This is a genomic window from Rhizobium sp. S152 (assembly GCF_030380735.1).
GTDB lineage: Bacteria > Pseudomonadota > Alphaproteobacteria > Rhizobiales > Rhizobiaceae > Rhizobium.
In genome coordinates this window covers 272,439-291,101 of sequence record NZ_JAUDRZ010000001.1, presented here as the reverse complement: position 1 = coordinate 291,101, position 18,663 = coordinate 272,439, and the positions used below count along the sequence as shown (strand labels likewise).

At 61.3% G+C, this 18,663-nt stretch carries 13 protein-coding genes; 6 read left to right on the top strand and 7 right to left on the bottom strand.

Annotation, left to right across the window (positions count from 1 at the left end; translation table 11 throughout):
• The first annotated feature begins 107 nt into the window (after positions 1 to 107).
• The 6 genes from QTL95_RS01335 (at position 108) to trxA (ending at position 12,084) form a co-directional block, all read left to right on the top strand.
• Positions 108 to 2,690 carry a PAS domain-containing sensor histidine kinase gene (locus QTL95_RS01335; protein WP_289718156.1) on the top strand — a complete coding sequence of 861 codons (2,583 nt, stop codon included), beginning with the start codon at positions 108 to 110 and terminating at the stop codon, positions 2,688 to 2,690.
• Positions 2,687 to 4,204, top strand: a complete 1,518-nt coding sequence (tsaE, locus tag QTL95_RS01330; protein WP_289718155.1) for a tRNA (adenosine(37)-N6)-threonylcarbamoyltransferase complex ATPase subunit type 1 TsaE — start codon at positions 2,687 to 2,689, stop codon at positions 4,202 to 4,204. Before QTL95_RS01335 ends, tsaE begins: the two co-directional genes overlap by 4 nt.
• A gap of 12 nt (positions 4,205 to 4,216) precedes the next feature.
• Positions 4,217 to 4,948 carry a nucleotidyltransferase family protein gene (locus tag QTL95_RS01325; RefSeq protein ID WP_289718154.1) on the top strand — a complete coding sequence of 244 codons (732 nt, stop codon included), beginning with the start codon at positions 4,217 to 4,219 and terminating at the stop codon, positions 4,946 to 4,948.
• A gap of 3 nt (positions 4,949 to 4,951) precedes the next feature.
• The gene (addB, locus tag QTL95_RS01320) at positions 4,952 to 8,146 is read left to right on the top strand and encodes a double-strand break repair protein AddB (RefSeq protein ID WP_289718153.1); all 3,195 of its coding nucleotides are present in this window, start codon (positions 4,952 to 4,954) and stop codon (positions 8,144 to 8,146) included.
• Entirely contained in the window at positions 8,139 to 11,690 is a 3,552-nt protein-coding gene (addA, locus tag QTL95_RS01315) for a double-strand break repair helicase AddA (protein ID WP_289718152.1), read from the top strand. Before addB ends, addA begins: the two co-directional genes overlap by 8 nt.
• 73 nt (positions 11,691 to 11,763) lie before the next feature.
• The gene (gene trxA / locus QTL95_RS01310; RefSeq protein ID WP_037181376.1) at positions 11,764 to 12,084 is read left to right on the top strand and encodes a thioredoxin; all 321 of its coding nucleotides are present in this window, start codon (positions 11,764 to 11,766) and stop codon (positions 12,082 to 12,084) included.
• 48 nt (positions 12,085 to 12,132) lie between these two features.
• Here the strand turns inward: trxA and QTL95_RS01305 are convergent, their stop codons facing one another.
• The 7 genes from QTL95_RS01305 to QTL95_RS01275 all read right to left on the bottom strand — a co-directional run bounded on the left by QTL95_RS01305 (position 12,133) and on the right by QTL95_RS01275 (position 18,550).
• Positions 12,133 to 13,485, bottom strand: coding sequence for a bifunctional folylpolyglutamate synthase/dihydrofolate synthase (locus QTL95_RS01305; protein ID WP_289718151.1), 1,353 nt, complete (start codon positions 13,483 to 13,485; stop codon positions 12,133 to 12,135).
• A gap of 26 nt (positions 13,486 to 13,511) precedes the next feature.
• Positions 13,512 to 14,417, bottom strand: coding sequence for an acetyl-CoA carboxylase, carboxyltransferase subunit beta (gene accD / locus QTL95_RS01300; protein WP_289718150.1), 906 nt, complete (start codon positions 14,415 to 14,417; stop codon positions 13,512 to 13,514).
• Between the two features lie 39 nt (positions 14,418 to 14,456).
• On the bottom strand, positions 14,457 to 15,296 hold the full coding sequence (gene trpA, locus QTL95_RS01295; RefSeq protein WP_289718149.1) for a tryptophan synthase subunit alpha: 840 nt from the start codon (positions 15,294 to 15,296) through the stop codon (positions 14,457 to 14,459).
• A 2-nt stretch (positions 15,297 to 15,298) separates the two neighbouring features.
• Entirely contained in the window at positions 15,299 to 16,519 is a 1,221-nt protein-coding gene (gene trpB, locus QTL95_RS01290) for a tryptophan synthase subunit beta (protein ID WP_289718148.1), read from the bottom strand.
• A gap of 2 nt (positions 16,520 to 16,521) precedes the next feature.
• Positions 16,522 to 17,190, bottom strand: coding sequence for a phosphoribosylanthranilate isomerase (locus tag QTL95_RS01285; RefSeq protein WP_289718147.1), 669 nt, complete (start codon positions 17,188 to 17,190; stop codon positions 16,522 to 16,524).
• A 75-nt stretch (positions 17,191 to 17,265) separates the two neighbouring features.
• Entirely contained in the window at positions 17,266 to 18,027 is a 762-nt protein-coding gene (locus QTL95_RS01280) for a M48 family metallopeptidase (protein ID WP_289718146.1), read from the bottom strand.
• 88 nt (positions 18,028 to 18,115) lie between these two features.
• Positions 18,116 to 18,550 carry a DUF2852 domain-containing protein gene (locus tag QTL95_RS01275; protein WP_289718145.1) on the bottom strand — a complete coding sequence of 145 codons (435 nt, stop codon included), beginning with the start codon at positions 18,548 to 18,550 and terminating at the stop codon, positions 18,116 to 18,118.
• Between the last annotated feature and the right edge of the window lie 113 nt (positions 18,551 to 18,663).

The window sequence follows — 18,663 nt, the reverse complement described above, 5'->3', positions numbered from 1 at the left end:
GAAGTATTGTTTTAGAACTCGATTCGTAGCGGCGGACGTGTCCGTTTGCTCGAAAATGGGATGTCTTGTCGTGATGCGGCACATTAAAGGACGGAGACATACCGGGCATGTCGGAAGTGATGCAAAGCTTGATTGAACAGGCAGAGGATGGTGCTTGCGCCCGCCCCTGCTCGCTTCAATCCGGCGGCCGGAAACTTATCGGAGATCGGACGTCTTCGAAGCGGGGAGCGCGGGTTCTCGCCCGCGTAGCGGCGGTTTGTGCCGCCGGCACCGCTATTGCATCCATTGCCCGCCCCGTCTTCGCTCAGGTTCAATCAGGCGCAGCCGCTTCCGCGCATCTCTTTACGTCCTCTCAGGTCGTCGGCCTTTCGATCGTTATCGGCGCCATTTCCGCTGCATTGCTGTCGACGCTCTGGGTGGTCCGCCAACGCGGCAACCTCGAGACCGAGACGCGCGAAGTCCGTTCCGCGCTCTCCGACGCCAATCAGCGTATCTCGCAATATGAAGCGCTGATCGCGGACAACAATCGGCGCATCGTGATCTGGGATGGCGACGAGCGTCCTGAGCTGCTCGGCCAACTGCCGCCGGAAACCGGCGCGCCGCAGGATAACGAATTTCTCGCTTTCGGCCTTTGGCTGAAGCCGCGCTCGGCTTCTGAACTCGATCGCGCGATAGACCAGCTTCGCGTCTCGGCGCAAAGTTTTGACATGGTCGTGGAGACACACCGTGATGAGGTGCTCGAGGCGCAGGGCCGGGTATCCGGCGGACGCGCCTTCGTTCGGTTCGTGGCGCTCAACAATCTGCGCGCCGAGCTCGCCGAACTGAAGATCGAGCGCGACCGCCTTCTGGCGTCGATTTCCGCATTTCAAAGCGTGCTCGATTCGATCGACCTGCCGGCCTGGCAGCGCGACACCGACGGTCGCCTTACCTGGGTCAACCATGCCTATGGCGAGGCCGTCGATGCCGCCTCGCCTGCACAGGCGGTCAGCGAGGGGCGCGAATTCCTGACCACCGTGGCCCGCGAGCGTATTCGCGCAGCGGTGACACCCGAAACACCTTTTCATGAAACGATCTCGACCGTGGTTCACGGCAACCGCACCTTCTTCGACGTGGTCGACGTCAAGGTCCCGAGCGGCTCTGCCGGCATTGCGGTGGATGTATCAGGCATCGAATCCGTCAAGGCCGAGCTTGAGCGGACGCTCAAAAGCCATGCCGAGACGCTTGACCATCTTGCGACTCCTGTCGCGATCTTCGACGGCGATCGCCGTCTGCAGTTCTATAACCAGGCCTTTGTCTCGCTGTGGGAACTCGACATCGCGTTTCTTGAAAGCAAGCCCGATAATGCAGAGCTTCTCGAGCGCCTGCGCGCCGCCAAACGCCTGCCGGATCAGCTGAACTGGAAGACCTGGAAGGAAAACGCGCTCTCAGTCTATCGCGCCCTCGACACGCAATCGGATCTCTGGCATCTGCCGAACGGCCAGACACTGAGGGTTTTCGCCACCGCGCATCCGCAGGGTGGCGCTACCTGGGTATTCGAGAACCTCACCGAGCAGGTGGACCTCGAAACGCGCTACAACACGCTCGTCAAGGTTCAGGGCGAAACCATCGACCATCTGTCGGAAGGCGTGGCGGTGTTCGGCCCGGATGGACGCATCCGCTTGTCCAACCCTGCCTTCCGCGCGCTCTGGGGTATCACGGAATCCGAAGCGAAACCCGGCACGCATATCCGGGCGCTGGGCGAGGCCTGCGCGCCATCCTACGACCGGCCGGACGGCTGGCGGACCTTCGCGGAACTGATCACCAGCTTCGACGACGAGCGTCGCTCTAGCCAAGGCACGCTTGAACTGTTCTCGGGCCTCGTGCTCGACTATGCGATCATCCCGCTGCCGAACGCGCAGACGATGCTGACCTTCGTCAACATGACCGACAGCGTCCGCGCTGAACGCGCGCTGACGGAAAAGAACGACGCGCTGCGCAAGGCGGACGAGCTGAAGAACGACTTCGTCCAGCATGTTTCCTACGAGCTTCGTTCGCCTCTGACCAACATCATCGGCTTCACCGACCTCTTGCGGACACCGGGCCTCGGCCCGCTCAATGAGCGTCAGGCGGAATATGTCGACCACATCTCGACCTCCTCGTCGGTACTGCTGACTCTGGTCAACGATATTCTCGATCTGGCGACCGTCGATGCCGGCATCATGCGGCTGAACTATTCCGATATCGATCTTGGCGATCTTCTCGACGACGTCTCGATGCAGATCGCCGATCGACTGCAGGACAGCGGCGTGACGCTGGAGATCACGGCGCCCGCGCATCTTGGCTCGATCGTCGCCGATCCGCAGCGCCTGAAACAGATCGTCATCAAGCTTATTTCCAACGCCGCCAATTTCTCGCCCGAGGGATCGGCTATCTCGCTGGCGTGCAAGCGCGAAGGGTCCGACTTCGTGTTCTCGATCAGCGACCGCGGGCCGGGAATCCCGCAGGACCTGATCGCCAACGTGTTCGATCGCTTCGCCACCGGCGCCAAGAGCGGCAAACGCGGCGGTGCTGGTCTCGGCCTTTCGATCGTGGACAGCTTCGTCAACCTGCATCACGGGCATGTGTCGATCGATAGCCAGCCCGGCCGGGGAACAACGGTAACCTGCCGTATCCCATCCGCTGATCTTCCCAGCTCCGTCGCCGCCGAATGACGACGAACGAGGCCGTGCTTTCCCTTTTTCTAGCAGACGAACGGTCGACGGATCGACTAGGGGAAGATCTGGCGCTGGCCTTGAGAGCGGGCGATTGCCTTGCCTTGTCGGGCGATCTAGGCAGCGGAAAATCCAGCCTTGCACGGGCGCTTTTGCGCGCGATGGCAGACGACGAAGAGCTGGAGGTACCGAGCCCCACCTTCACGCTGGTGCAATCCTACGACCTGCGGATTCCGGTCTGCCATTTCGATCTCTATCGTCTTGGCGATCCGGCGGAACTGACCGAACTCGGATTCGACGAAGCGCTGCAGAACGGTATCTGCCTGGTCGAATGGCCCGAGATGGCGGAAGGTGATTTGCCTGTCGACCGCATCAAGCTGCGGCTGGATCACGAGGGCAAGGGGCGGCGCGTCACTATCAGCGCACCAAAGGTGCAGGCGGCGAGGATTAGGCGCGTTCTCGCTATCCGCGATTTTGTCGACAAGGCCGGCTTTCCCGAGGCAAGACGGCGCTTTTTGACAGGCGATGCTTCGCTACGTGCTTACGAGGCGATCTACCCCGCTGACGGCGTTCGCCGCATCCTGATGGACTGGCCGCCGCTGCCGGAAGGACCACCGGTTCTGGACGGCAAGCCCTATCCCAAGGTCGCGCATCTCGCAGAGAACGCCTACCCCTTTGTCGCGATCGCCGAGACGTTGCGCGACGCCGGCTTTGCAACGCCCGAAATTTACGACGTCGATTACGATCAGGGCATTCTGCTGATCGAAGACCTTGGCAGCGACGGTGTGCTCGATGCCGAAGGCAAGCCCATCGCCGAGCGCTACCGTGCCGGTGTCGAATGCCTCGCCCAGCTGCATTCACGGGAAATTCCCCAGGATATCCCGCTTGCCGCGGGCCATGTGCACCATATTCCGGCCTTCGACCGAACAGCCATGAAGATGGAGGTCCGGCTGGTTCTCGACTGGCACCTGCCGTGGAAGCGAAACGGTGCCGTCGCAAGTGACGCCGAGCGCGCGGATTATCTCGACATCTGGGACAAGCTGATCGACGAACTGGCGACGGCGGAGACCAACCTGCTGCTGCGCGATTTTCATTCGCCGAACATCATATGGCGGGAGAACGAGACCGGAATACAGCGGGTCGGGCTGATCGACTTCCAGGATGCAATGATCGGCCCAACAGCCTACGATCTTGCCTCAATCGCCCAGGATGCGCGGGTCACGATAGAGCCTTCGCTCTTCCAGCAATTGATGGACGACTATCTCTCGTTGCGGCGCGAGCAGGGCAATTTCGACGAGGCGAAATTCCTGAAGAGCTGGGCGATCATGTCAGCGCAGCGCAACTGCAAGCTGGCCGGGCTGTGGGTACGGCTGATGCAGCGCGACGGGAAGCCTGGCTATATGAAGCACATGCCACGGACACTCACCTATCTCCAAGTCGCGCTTCAGCACGAAACGCTTGCTCCCTTGCGCGACTGGTGCGTAAGAACTGGTATAGTTGCCAGCGAATCATAAGTTTCGGATGACATGACGATCAAGCAAGCCATGGTGCTGGCTGCCGGCCTCGGCACCCGTATGCGCCCGATTACCGATACGATCCCGAAGCCGCTGGTTAAAATCGCCGGCAAGGCGATGATCGATTATTCGCTCGATGCGCTGGCGGAAGCCGGCGTCGAGCGTGCGGTGGTCAATGTGCATCACCACGCCGACCAGATGCTCGCGCATCTCTCAAGCTACAAGCGGCTCGAGATCATCATCTCGGACGAGCGCGAACGGCTGATGAACAACGGCGGCGGCCTTGCGAAGGGCCTCAAGCTTCTTGAGCCTGGCCCTGTTTTCGTTACCAATGCGGATCTCTTCTGGATCGGCGAAGATCCGAACCAGCCCAGCAATCTCCGTCACTTGGCCGGATTCTATGACGCAGACCATATGGACATGGCGATGCTGTGCGTGAAGCTGGAAGACACGACAGGGCATAACGGCAAGAACGACTTCAACCTGTCTGATGACGGACGACTGGCGCGATATCGCGACGAGGGACCGAGCCCTGTCGTTTATGCCGGTGCCATTGCCATGGATACGTCGTTCCTGGATGATGCGCCGGACGATGCATTCAACGTGAACATCTACTTCGACAAGGCAATCGCCCGCGGTCGGCTGTATGGAACGATCCTGAAAGGTCATTGGCTGACCGTCGGCACCCCCGAGGCAATCGGCGAGGCAGAGGAGACGATCCGGCGTTACCGGACGTTCGCGTAAGCGATGACCGTTCGACACCAGCCCAGGGTTCTTACCATTCCGGCCGGCCGGCCGTTTCTCGCGACGTTGGCTGCAACGCTCTGCGATGGCCGCCTCACCCCGCTGTTCCGCCACGATCCGTCGGATCCGCTCTCGCTGGCCAAGGTTACCATCTATCTGCCGACGCGCCGTGCAGCGCGTGTGCTGCGGTCAGAATTCGTGGATCTGCTGGGAGGTCGCTCGGCGATCCTCCCGGTCATTCGCCCGCTCGGCGAAACCGATGACGACAGCGGCTATTTCGACGAGGCGTTACCTGCGACGCTCGACCTCGCGCAGCCGCTATCCAACACCGCACGACTGCTGGAGCTTGCCCGGCTCATTCTCGCCTGGCGCAACAAGCTGCCCGAGATCGTTCGCAGCATTCATTCAGATTCGCCGCTGGTCGCGCCTGCAAGCCCGGCGGACGCCATCTGGCTGGCGCGAAATCTTGCCGAACTGATCGATGCGATCGAGACTGAAGATCGCGAATGGAGCGAACTGGCACGGCTTGAGGCCAAGGATCATGCGCTTTGGTGGCAGCTGACCGCGGAGTTTCTGCAGATCGCCAGCGCCTTCTGGCCGGAGCGGCTGAACGAACTCGGCCGGTCCTCACCCGCGCGACACCGAAACGCAATTTTGCGCGCCGAAGCAAACAGGATCGCGGCGACACCGCCGGCGGGTCCGATCATCATCGCCGGTTCGACCGGATCGGTACCCGCGACCGCCGACCTTATTGCCGCCGTGGCTAACATTCCCGAGGGCGTTATCGTGCTGCCGGGTCTCGACCTCGGCATGTCGGACGAGCATTGGCGGATGGTGGCGCCGGATGAATATCTTGGCCAGAGACCGGACCCGGCGAGCCGCAGCCATTCGCAGTATGGCCTCTCGCAACTTCTCAAGCGGCTGCACTTGGCGCGAGACGATGTCGCGATGCTTGAGGATTCCGAGCCGGCGCTTCGGCTTCGCAGCGAAATTCTTTCGCGGGCTCTTGTACCGGCTGAAGCAACCAGCGACTGGGGTCCGTGGAAGGCTGAACTGGGCGAAGCCGCTATGTCGGACGCTTTCGGCGATGTATCGCTGATCGAAGCTTCCAACGAGCGCGAGGAAGCGACGGCGATCGCGATCGCGCTGAGGCTCGCGCTGGAGCAACCGGGCAAGGATGGCGACAGCCGGGCGGCGCTGATTACGCCGGACCGAAATCTGGCGCGCCGGGTGGCCGCGGAGCTGTCGCGCTTCGGCATCGTCGCCGACGATTCCGCCGGCACACCACTCGCCGCCACGCCTCAAGGCACTTTGCTGCTGCTCTTGCTGGAGGCAGCGCTGCGGCCTGGTGATCCTGTCGCGATCGTCAGCCTGCTGAAACATCCTCTTGCACGGTTCGGCCATACGCGTGAGGCGCTGATCGAAGCGGTCGCAGCGCTCGAACTGCTGGCACTGCGCGGCGGTGTCGCCGATGTGGACATAGCTGCGCTCGAACCGTTGCTCGATCATCAGCTTGACGAGCAACTGAGTGACCGACACGCGCCGCAATGGCAGAAATCGCTGCCGCTCGATGCGCCTGATCGTGCGCGCGACCTCGCTCGCCGCATCGCCGAAGCAACCGAGCCACTGGCCTCGGCACTCGTTCGCCGGCGCTCTGACGGCCGCGGTCTGACGCTGAGCTTCTCGCTCGCGGAATGGGCGTCGCGCACCGGTCGCGCGCTCGAGGCGGTCGCGCGGGACGACCGCGGTGATCTTTCCGAGCTGTGGTCAGGCGAAGCAGGCGACACGCTGGCCGGTTTGCTTGGAGAGGTCATCGACACCGAGGGAACGATCGATGCCGACGGGCCGCAATGGATCGACATCATGGCCGCGCTCTCTGCTGGCCAGTCCGTCAAGCCGCGCGCGCTGAGCCACCCGCGCCTCTTCATTTTCGGCACGCTGGAAGCCCGCCTGCAGAGCGTGGATACGCTTGTTCTCGGCGGTCTCAACGAAGGTTCCTGGCCGGGGCAGACGGCGAACAACCCGTTCATCTCGCGCAGCATGAAAACCGAAATCGGACTGGAGCCGCCCGAACGGCGGATCGGCCAGTTGGCGCACGACTTCGAAATGGCCAACGGCACCCGCAATCTCATCTATTCGCGCGCGCTGCGGCAGGGCGCGACGCCAACCGTCGCCTCGCGCTGGCTGCAGCGGCTGCTCGCCTTCGGGGGCGATGGATTCGAATCCGAAATGAAGGCGCGAGGCGACCGTTTTCTGCACTGGGCAAACCAGTTGGACCAGGGGGACCGGCAGGCACCGGCGCAGCGGCCGAGCCCTGTTCCACCGAGGGAGATGCAGCCCAAGTCCTTCTCGTTCAGCGAAGTCGGCAGGTTGCGGCGAGATCCCTATGCCATTTACGCGCGCCGTGTTCTCCGCCTCGATCCCGTCGCGCCCTTCAATCGCGATCCGGGTGCTGCCGAGCGCGGGACGCTCTACCATGCCATCATCGACCGCTTTGTACGCGAAGGGCATATTGCTGGAACGCCGGACGCAGCGGCGGCGATGGAGCGCATACTCACCGATCTCTTCGACATGGAGCGACTGCCGCCGCATATCGACGCCGTCTGGCGGCCGCGCTTCCGCGAGGTGGCACGATCGTTCCTCGATTGGGAAGCGGAGCGGAGACCAGAGATCAAGCGGACGCTTACCGAGGTCCGTGGCGGCATGCAGCTCGAGCAGATCGATGTGAGGCTAAGCGGCGTCGCGGACCGGATCGACGTGACCGGGCCGAATGCCGCCGATATCATCGACTACAAGACGGGATTCAACCCCTCGCCCGCCCAGGCGCGTGCGCTGCTCGATCCGCAGCTGGCATTGGAAGCCGCGGTGCTGAAGGCCGGCGCATTTGGAGACGCCGGAAGCCAGGTGCCACAGAACCTGCTCTATGTACGTCTGCGTCCCGGAACCCGTTTCCAGGTGGATACCGTCAATAACGAGTTTTCCGCCAGAAGCGACAAGGCCAAATCCGCGGTGGAACTCGCAGCGGATTCGATCGACCAGCTCGTCAAGTTCGTGTCACTGCTGCAATCCGGCGAGCGTGGATTCACCTCGCGCCTTATTCCCGCTCAGCAATTCGACTTCGGCGGCGACTACGATCACCTGGCGCGCGTATCGGAATGGTCGACAGCGGAGAGCGAGGAGGCAAGCGGCGATGAATGACGAAACCGCCCTGCCCGAAGGCGACGATCCAGTCGCCTGGACAAGCTGGACCACCATCCAGCAATCGATCGCTTCAGACCCGCAACGATCGGCCTGGGTTTCGGCCAATGCCGGCTCCGGCAAGACGCATGTCCTGACGCAACGGGTCATCAGGTTGCTGCTTTCCGGCGCCAGACCCTCGGCTATCCTCTGCCTCACCTATACCAAGGCGGCCGCATCCGAGATGTCGAACCGCGTCTTCGAGCGGCTGGCGGAATGGGCCGTGCTTTCCGATGGCGAGCTCAGTGAGCGGATTCGCCAGATCGAGGGCAAGATACCGGATGCGTTGAAGCTTGCCGAAGCACGGCGGTTGTTCGCCAAGGCGCTGGAGACGCCGGGTGGGCTGAAGATCCAGACCATTCACGCGTTCTGTGAAGCACTGCTGCACCAGTTTCCGCTGGAGGCGAACGTCGCCGGTCATTTCTCCGTGCTCGACGACCGGGCAGCAACGACGCTGCTTGCCGACGCACGGCGATCGCTGCTGACCGCGACAACGCCAGAGCAGGACCCGGCGCTCGCAGACGCCTTTTCCTATGTTCTCAATCTCGGAGACGAATCCGGGCTGGAAACATTGCTCGGCGATATCATCGCCAATCGCAATGCGATCCGAAAGTTCGCGCTTGTTGCCGAGCAGAGCGGCGGCATTGACGGGACGCTGAGGGAACGGCTCGAACTTACCGAGGACGATAGCGAACTGAGCATCGCGCAAGCCTGCTGGCCGCTGCCGGGGCTTTCGGGTACGGCGCTTCAGCTTTATCTCGATCTCACTGATCAGAAGGGTGGCGCCAAGGCTCAGGATATCGCTTTGGCTTTGCGGATGGCGATGAGGGAAGCCGATCCCGTGCGCCGGATTCCGCTGCTGGAAAAAGCTTTCCTGACCGCGAAGGGCGAACCAAAGTCGGATTCACAGTTCTTCGTCAAGGCCATGCTGGCGAGCGCGCCCGATCTCCCCGATGCGATCGCCGCGGCGCGCGCGCATGTCATGTACTGCAGGGATCGGCTGAAGATTGTCAGGATGTTCGACGCTACCCGGGCGGCGCTGATCTTGGCCGACCGGTTGAACCGCGATTATGAGGAGCTGAAAAAGCAGCGTAGCCAGCTCGATTTCGAGGATCTGATTACCCGAACGGCGGAATTGCTGAACAAGAGCGATGTGGGGCCATGGATCCACTACAAGCTGGATCAGGGCATCGACCATATCCTCGTCGACGAGGCGCAGGATACCAGCCCGATCCAGTGGAGCGTGATCCAGTCGCTCGCCGGGGATTTCTTCTCGGGTGAGAGCGCCCGCAACGTGGTGCGCACACTGTTTGCCGTCGGTGATGAGAAGCAGTCGATCTATTCTTTCCAGGGTGCACGGCCGGAGCGCTTCTCGGAGGAGAGCCAACGGACGCGCCATCGCGTTTCGCAAAGCGGGCTCGCCTTTTCCACGGTGCGATTGCCGCTCTCCTTCCGCTCGACATCGGACGTGCTTGCGGCGGTGGACCATGTGTTTTCGCCGGCCGAGAACGCGCGTGGCTTGAGTGCTGCCGACGAACCTGTCGTACATAGATCCAACCGCATCGGCCACCCCGGCGCCGTCGACCTTTGGGACATGGTAGCGCCAGAGACCGCGATCAAGGAGGAAGACTGGACGGCGCCTTTCGACGCCACGCCGGAAAGCGCCCCAGCGGCAATCCTTGCGAAGCGCATCGCTCATACGATCGGCAGTTTGGTCGGCAAAGAAACCATCATCGAGAAGGGCAAGGAGCGCCTGATCGAAGCGGGCGATATCCTGGTGCTCGTGCGCAAGCGCGACGCTTTCGTGAACGCACTGACGCGCGCACTAAAGCGACGCGACAATATTCCGGTCGCCGGCGCCGACCGCCTCAGGCTGACGAGCCATATCGCCGTGCAGGATCTGGTGGCGCTGGGCCGCTTCCTGCTGCTTCCGGAAGACGACCTTTCTCTCGCGGCGCTGCTGAAGAGCCCAATCCTCGACTTAACGGAAGACGATATTTTCTCAATCGCCGCCCTTCGCGGCGACGGAGAGAGCGTGTGGACCCACATGCGCAAATTCGCCGCCGACGGTGACGAGCGGCTGGGCGCCGCGGTCGCACGGCTGACGCTCTTCCTGGAAGAGCAGAAGACGCTGTCAGTGCATGATTTCTATGCGCGGCTGCTCGGCAAGCATGGCGGGCGGCGGCGGTTCCTCGCCCGGCTTGGAACCGAGGTCAGCGATATTCTCGACGAATTCCTGACGTTCACGCTGGATCACGAGACTTCCGGCCTGCCGGGGCTGCAGTCCTTCATCTCGACGCTCGAGCTGGAAGCGCCCGAGGTCAAGCGCGAACTGGACAAGGGCCGCAACGAAGTGCGGATCATGACGGTTCATGCCTCGAAAGGTCTCGAAGCGCCGATCGTCTTCCTCGTGGACGGTGGCTCCAAGGCGTTTACACATACGCATATGCCGAAGCTGCGGTTAATCGAGCAGAACAAGGACGAGCCGGCAATGCCCGTTTGGGTGCCGGTCAGCGATCTCGGCAATTCGCTGACGCAGGCCGACGCTGCACGTATCCAGGTTCTGACCGAAGAGGAATATCGGCGGCTGCTCTATGTGGCTATGACCCGCGCGGCCGATCGGCTTGTCGTCTGCGGCTATCGCGGCGTTCGTCTCAACACCGACACCTGGCACGCGATGATCTCGGCTGTCATGAGCGATAATCATCCGCATGTCACGGTGGCGAGCTTCTCGGCGCCGGATGGAGACTGGCAGGGCATTAAATGGCGCGTGCCCCGGGTCGACAAGCGTTTCGAGCCGGCAGATCGCACAGAGCAGGCAACGATCAAGGACGCCCTGCCGATCGATCTCAGCCGCCCGCTGCCGGCACAGACGCAACTGCCACGACCACTCAGCCCTTCCGGTGCCGGAACGGTCATCGACGAACAGGCGGATGATCTTCTGGTCGCCTCACCGCTTTTCAGCGACAAGGAGAAATCCGATCGATCGCTGCAGAAGGGGCGGCTACTTCACCGCATGATGCAGATGCTGCCGGAGATCGCACCAGACGAGCGTGCCGACGCAGCCCGGCGCTATACCGAGCGCGCCGCCCGGTTCTGGCCCGAGGCCGAGCGGCGGACGCTGATCGATTCGGTGATGAAACTATTGAACGAGTCGGGCCTCGACGAGATATTCGCGGCGCATGCGCAAGCCGAAGTGTCGATCATGGGAACGCTATCTCTCAACGGCCGCGACTATGCCGTGTCGGGGCGTGTCGACCGCTTGGCTGTGCTCGACGACAGGGTTGTGATCCTCGATTACAAGACCAACCGTGTTCCGCCCACTTCCGCATCGGGCATTCCCTTCGCGCATGTGGCGCAGCTCGCCATCTATCGCCATATCCTCGCTGCGCTTTATCCCGACAAAAGGATCGACTGCATGCTTGTCTATACCGAGAACGGCTCGGTCTTCACCTTGACGCCCGATGCCATGGCATTGGCGCTTGCGCGGGTTGGCACAAAATGAAATACCGACATTGAAATCTAGGCCCCGCGCCATCACATTTGATGCAACAGGAAATCTGACAAAGGAACAGCCTATGGCTACCGTGAAAGTCGATATCAATAACTTCCAGTCGGAAGTTCTGGAATCCGCAGAACCCGTCGTCGTGGATTTCTGGGCTGAATGGTGCGGCCCCTGCAAGATGATCGCGCCGAGCCTGGAAGAACTCTCTGTCGAGTTTGCCGGCAAGGTCAAGGTTGCCAAACTCAACATTGACGAAAACCCGGAACTGGCAGCACAGTTCGGCGTTCGCTCGATCCCGACGCTCGCCATCTTCAAGTCGGGCGAAGTTGCCGACATCAAGGTTGGCGCTGCTCCGAAGACGGCTCTCTCGAGCTGGATTTCGAACGCCGCCTAATCAGGCACCGATCTGGATAAGAAAAAGCCCGGTCAGACCGGGCTTTTTTCATGTCGGGGGAGTGCCGTTGTCGGCCAAGACGTCGCCAACCAGATAGAGCGACCCGCCGATCAGGATGCGCGGCGGCAGTACGTCGTCCACCAGCCCTTCGCGGATCGCCTCAAGCGCATCGGCGACCGTCGACATCGGCTCGGCGACGAGGCCGGCGTCATAAGCGGCGTTTGCAAGGATGACCGGATCGATCATCGCGTCGCTGCCGCGGATCGGCACGCAGTAGACCTTCTCGGCCAATCCCTTGAAAGCGTTGAAGTAGCCGACCGGATCCTTGGTGTTGATCATTCCGATGATCAGAAACAACGGTCGCGGCTGCTTCTCCTCGAAATTGGCCATGGCTTCCGCGATCACCTCGCCGGCGCCTGGGTTATGACCACCGTCGACCCAAATCTCGGCTCGCGGCGGGGCACTGGCCATGAGGTTGCCATCGCTCAGCCGTTGCAGACGGCCAGGCCATTCGACGGAAGTCATCGCCTTTTCCATCATAGCTTCGGTGACGACAAAGCCTGCGGCCTTGACCGCACGGATGGCGGCAGCGGCGTTTGCGTATTGATGGCGGCCCGGAAGACGCGGCAAGGGCAGATCAGCCAGACCGAACTCATCCTGGTAAACCAGCCGGCCATATTCCTCGTGCGCCATGAAATCCTGGCCAAAGGATGCCGTCGGGCAGTTCAAACGCTCGGCGGTCGACAGGAGAACATCCAGCGCCGCGTCGTATTCCTGCTTGCCGATGACAACGGGGTGTCCACGCTTCATGATACCGGCCTTTTCGGCGGCGATGAGTTCGACACGGTCGCCAAGATAAGGCTGGTGATCGAGCGAGATCGGCATGATAACCGAGACGGCGGGATCGGAAATGACATTGGTGGCATCGAAACGGCCGCCGAGGCCGACTTCGATGATGGCCGCATCGGCTGGCTGTTCGGAAAACAACAGGAAGGTCACGGCGGTAAGGATCTCGAAGACGGTGATCTTCTGCCCGTCGTTGGCGGCTGCAACCCGGCGCAACGCATCGGCAAAGACGGCGTCGTCGACCAGTTGCCCACGACCACCCTTGACGCCGATGCGGTAACGCTCGTGCCAATTGACCAGATGCGGAGAGGTGTGGACATGGGCGCTGTAGCCGCCTGCTTCCAGAAGCGCGCGGCAAAAGGCCGTGACCGACCCTTTGCCGTTGGTGCCAGCGACATGAATGACCGGCGGCAGCCTCTTTTGCGGATCGCCGAGCACGGCGAGAAGACGCGTAATGCGATCTAACGAGAGATCGAAGCCCTTGGGATGCAACCCCATGAGCTTGTCGATTTCCTGCGCCGCCTCGCTCACTGCGGTTTGGCCTCTGGGTATCATCGCTCAACCCGCCTGTGATGGAGTGATCAGGCGGTTGCGGCTATCGCAATCGCGCCGGCATTTTCGGTCGACACAACATTCGCCGGCTTCTTCGTCAGGATCTTCAAGACCCGAGCCAGAGTGTCGGGGATATCGTGGCGCTTGACCACCATGTCCACCATGCCGTGCTCGAGCAGGTATTCCGATGTCTGAAAGCCTTCCGGCAATTTTTCGCGGATCGTCTGCTCGATGACACGCTTGCCGGCGAAGCAGATTTCCGCGCCGGGCTCGGCGATGTGCAGATCACCCAGCATTGCGTAAGAGGCCGTGACGCCGCCGGTGGTCGGGTTGGTCAGGACCACGATATAAGGCTGGCCGGCTTCCTTGAGCATGTCGACCGCAACAGTTGTGCGCGGAAGCTGCATGAGCGACAGGATGCCTTCCTGCATACGCGCGCCGCCCGAAGCGGGGAACATGACGAGCGGGCACTTTTCCGAAATGGCACGTTCGAACGCCTTGACGATCGCTTCGCCGGCGGCGAGGCCGAGCGAGCCGCCCATGAAGTTGAACTCATGAACGACGGCAACCAGTTTCAGGCCCTGAACCTTGCCGACGCCGGCAACGATCGTGTCTTCCTGATCGGTCTTCACGCGGCTATCGCGAAGACGGTCGGTATATTTCTTGGAATCGCGGAACTTCAGCGGATCCTGCGCGACCTTCGGCTGCGGCAGCGATTCAAAGGCACCGCCGTCGAACAGATCGGCCAGACGCGCCTTGGCCGGCATCTTCATATGATAGCCGGACGCCGGGATAACCCATTTGTTGTCTTCCAGCTCCTTGTGGAAGACCATCTCGCCCGTTTCCGGGCACTTGATCCAGAGGTTCTCCGGCACTTCGCGGCGGCCCAGCATGGAATTGATGCGGGGGCGAACGTAGTTGGTGATCCAGTTCAAGTCGAAAACTCCTGATTAACTCTTGCCAATGTGGGAAAACTATTCGGCAGCAACAAGGCGCGCCGAACGAGTTCCCGATGACAGCCCGCGAACGAGCGTGGCGACTGCCTGAACGGTGTCGGCTGTCGCCTTGCCATCCTTGGTCAGGCTGAGCGCCACCTGATTGACGATTGCCGTGCCGACGACGACGCCATCAGCGGAACCGCCGATGACCTTCGCATGATCGGCCGTCTTGACGCCGAAGCCGACGCAGACGGGCAGGTTTGTATGCTGCTTGATGCGCGCGACGGCACCAGATACCAGCGACGGGTCCGGCAGCGCCGAACCTGTGATCCCGTTCATCGAGACATAATAGACGAAACCCGATGTGTTCTTCAGGACGGTCGGGAGACGCTTCTCGTCCGTCGTCGGCGTCGCCAGACGGATGAAGTTGATGCCCTTGCGGATGGCGGGAATGCAGAGCTCGTCATCCATTTCGGGCGGCAGATCGACGACGATCAGGCCGTCGATGCCCGATGCCAATGCGTCGTCGAGAAATTTCTCGACGCCATAGATGTAGATCGGGTTGTAGTAACCCATCAGCACGATCGGCGTCGCGTCATCGTTCTTGCGGAAATCGGCTGCGAGCTGCAGCGTCTTCTTCAGCGTCTGCCCTGCCTTCAGCGCACGCTGGCCCGCCATCTGAATGGCTGGGCCATCGGCCATCGGATCGGAAAAGGGCATGCCGAGTTCGATCACGTCGGAGCCGGCTTCCGGCAATGCCTTCATGATGCCGAGCGACGTCTCGTAATCCGGATCGCCGCCCATGAAGTAGGTGACCAGCGCCGGGCGGCCTTCAGCCTTCAGATCGGCAAATCGTTTGTCCATACGTGCGGTCATGACTATGCACCCATTCCCAGAATCTTGCCGACGGTGAAGATGTCCTTGTCGCCGCGACCGGAGAGGTTCATCAGGATGATCTCGTCCTTGCCCATCTTCGGTGCGCGCTTGATCACTTCCGCCAGTGCATGCGACGGCTCAAGCGCCGGAATGATGCCTTCGAGGCGGGTCAGCGTCTGGAACGCTTCGAGCGCTTCGTAGTCCATGATCGGTACGTATTCGACGCGGCCGATATCGTTCAGATAGGAGTGCTCGGGACCAATGCCGGGGTAATCGAGGCCGGCCGAAATCGAATGGCCTTCCTTGATCTGGCCGTCACCGTCCTGCAACAGATAGGTGCGGTTGCCGTGCAGAACACCGGGCGAGCCAGCGGTGATCGAGGCGCAATGCTCGTCGCCCTCGAGGCCCTTGCCGCCCGCTTCGACGCCGACGATCTTGACGCTGGCGTCATCCAGGAACGAGTGGAAGATGCCGATCGCATTCGAGCCGCCACCGACGGCCGCGACGACGAGATCCGGCAGACGGCCTTCAGCCTCGAGCATCTGCTCCTTGGCTTCGGCGCCGATAACGGCCTGGAAGTCGCGGACCATCTCGGGATAGGGATGAGGACCGGCGGCAGTGCCGATCAGGTAGTAGGTATCATCGACGTTGGTGACCCAGTCACGCAGCGCCTCATTCATCGCATCCTTCAGGGTGCCGTGGCCAGCCGTGACCGGCTTGACTTCTGCACCAAGGAGCTTCATGCGGAAAACATTGGGGGCCTGACGCTCGACGTCGGTCGCGCCCATGTAGACCACGCAAGGGAGACCGAAGCGCGCGGCGACGGTTGCCGAGGCAACACCGTGCTGGCCGGCGCCGGTCTCGGCGATGATGCGGGTTTTGCCCATGCGCTTGGCGAGCAGGATCTGGCCGATGCAATTGTTGATCTTGTGCGAACCGGTATGGTTCAGCTCTTCGCGCTTGAAATAGATCTTCGCGCCGCCGAGTTCCGCCGTCAGGCGCTCGGCGAAATAGAGCGGGCTCGGGCGGCCGATGTAATGGGCGCCGAGATGCTTCAGTTCCGCCTGGAATTCCGGATCGTTCTTGGCCTTGTCCCACTCAGCCTGGAGATCCAGGATCAGGGGCATCAGTGTTTCAGCGACGAAGCGGCCGCCATAAATGCCGAAACGACCGTCCTCATCTGGACCGGAGCGGAAGGAATTGGGTTTTGGGGTCTCGTTCAATTTCAACTCCCTGTGGCCGTTTCAGGCTGGCAAGCCTGTTCGACCGCATCGAAAAACTCATCGATCATTGCTACATTCTTGACGCCGGGCGCGCTTTCCACACCTGAGGACACATCGATCCCCGGCGCCTTGGTGATTGCCAGCGCCTCGGCGATATTGGCCTTGTCCAGGCCACCGGAAAGCATGTAATCCACATTGCCGTCAAGCCAAGTCAACAGGCTCCAATCAAAGGAAACGCCGTTGCCGCCAGGGAGTTCGGACCCTTTCGGCGGTTTTGCATCGAAAAGGAACCTGTCGGCAATGCCGATATAGGCTTCGACGCGCTTAAGATCGTCGGCAGTCCGGATCGAAAACGCCTTCATCACGGGCAAACCGTAAACCGCCTTGATGGTCAGGACGCGCTCGGGGCTCTCGCTGCCATGGAGCTGCAGGATATCGGGCTTCAAAAGCGCAACGATTTCATCGAGATCGTCGTTGCTGGGATCAACCACCACGGCGACGATCTTGGCCTTGCCGCGCGCCGACACTGCAAGTGCTGCGGCGACATCAGGCTCGACATAGCGAGGGCTCTTTTCGAAGAAGATGAAGCCGATGTGGGTCGCACCGCGCTGCAGCGCGCGATCAATCGCCTCGGCCGTCTTCAGACCACAGATTTTGATATCCGGTTTCATGGCAGCGAAGTGACACGAAAAGCAGTTAAAGTCGAGCCAAATCGCGGATGTCACTGAATTTTGGGGCGTATCCGCTCAATCAAAATCGATGGCGTGAAGCTGACTGCCGTGACGCTTCAGCCATGCCTTCGATTCTTCGGTGTGCGGGCAGAGCTTCTTGCAGAGTGCCCAGAAGCGCGGGCCATGGTTCATTTCCTTGAGGTGGGCAACTTCGTGCGCGGCGAGATAATCCACCACCGATGGCGGCGCCATGACGATGCGCCAGGAAAAACTAAGATTGCCCTCGGAGGAACACGAGCCCCACCGGCTGCGCGTGTCCTTCATTGAAATCGAGTTGATGGGAGCGCTGATCGACCGCGCATGAAACCGCGCCAGCCGCTCGAGATCGGCACGCGCTTCCTTTTTAAGAAAGGTCGCGATACGCCGGCCGATATGCTCGGGCATACCACTGACCTTGAGGACCGCCTTGCCATCGATCGACACCGCTTCGGTCAAGCCGCGCAGGCTGCCGGTGTGCTGAATGCGGTGGGAGACGCCGCGAAACAGAATGGATCCGCCATCTCGCAAGCCGGCATCGATCGCGAATTTGGCGAGCTTGGTGAGCAACCAACCTTGGTGCCGATCCAAAAAGGCATTGACTTCGCGTTGCGCCAGACCGCTCGGGATCGTCATCTTTAGCGCCCGGCCGCCCGGCTCGATGCGCAGCGTTATGCGGGTCGCGCGTTCATGCTGCTTGATCGTCAGCGGCATCAGGCGCCCGGCCACGTCGAGCGTCCGGATTTCCGGCGGCGCTGGCTTGCGGGCGCTACGGCGCGGCTTGGACAGAAGCGAAAACATCGGCATTTTCTATATGATTCGAGGCAATTTCGCGCATAGAAAAGCCGGCATCAGCTAGATGCCGGGTTCTTGCTTTCAAAAGAAAGAGTTACGGCGTCTGATATTCGGCCACCGGGCCGTTGTCGTCGCGCCTGCTGTTCTTGCGATCGCGCATGAAGCGATCGAACTCTTCCTGGTCCTTTGCGCGGCGAAGTTCACGGGCATAGTTGTCGAATTCCTCGCGCATTTCGTCGAGCTTGCGGCGCTCCTCATCGAGCCTGTCGAGTTCGGCCTTGCGCCAATCGTCAAAGGCGACATTGCCCGTCGTGAACTGCGGGCGGTAGCGGCCATGCGAACGTCGGCAGCCGGCAAAGAATCCATCCGCCGCGCTGTTTGCGTCACGCTTGAAACCGCGAAGGCGCTCCCCGAAAATAATATAGGCAAGCATGGCGAGACCCAGAGGCCAGAAAACCACGAAGCCAAGGATCATCAGGGCAATGGTAGCCGGAGTCCAATCCGGTCGAAGCAATGCTGACTGGTTCATCTTGCGGTGTCCTCGCATTTTCGGCGCCCGGCGAAATGCCGAACGCTGAAAATCGATGTGGTTACCGCTTGATACGCCTTCAAGGCATTTACAGCTCAAATCGAACAAGGCCT